Origin of the sequence: Agrobacterium sp. LAD9, assembly GCF_003031125.1 — a bacterium.
In the GTDB taxonomy this organism is placed as follows: Bacteria; Pseudomonadota; Alphaproteobacteria; order Rhizobiales; family Rhizobiaceae; genus Agrobacterium; species Agrobacterium radiobacter.
Map to the genome: position 1 here is coordinate 1 of NZ_PHGS01000036.1, position 520 is coordinate 520.

Sequence of the window (520 nt, forward strand, 5' to 3'; positions counted from 1 at the left end):
ATCCTTTTAAATTAAAAATGAAGTTTTAAATCAATCTAAAGTATATATGAGTAAACTTGGTCTGACAGTTACCAATGCTTAATCAGTGAGGCACCTATCTCAGCGATCTGTCTATTTCGTTCATCCATAGTTGCCTGACTCCCCGTCGTGTAGATAACTACGATACGGGAGGGCTTACCATCTGGCCCCAGTGCTGCAATGATACCGCGAGACCCACGCTCACCGGCTCCAGATTTATCAGCAATAAACCAGCCAGCCGGAAGGGCCGAGCGCAGAAGTGGTCCTGCAACGATATCCGCCTCCATCCAGTCTATTAATTGTTGCCGGGAAGCTAGAGTAAGTAGTTCGCCAGTTAATAGTTTGCGCAACGTTGTTGCCATTGCTACAGGCATCGTGGTGTCACGCTCGTCGTTTGGTATGGCTTCATTCAGCTCCGGTTCCCAACGATCAAGGCGAGTTACATGATCCCCCATGTTGTGCAAAAAAGCGGTTAGCTCCTTCGGTCCTCCGATCGTTGTCA

The 520-nt window shown here is 48.1% G+C and carries 1 protein-coding gene; it reads right to left on the reverse strand.

All coding sequences use genetic code 11. From position 1 onward, the window contains the following. Positions 1-68 precede the first annotated feature (68 nt). Positions 69-520 (reverse strand): serine hydrolase (locus tag DA915_RS28510; RefSeq protein ID WP_153064617.1); only part of this gene is annotated, 452 nt, incomplete at its 5' end.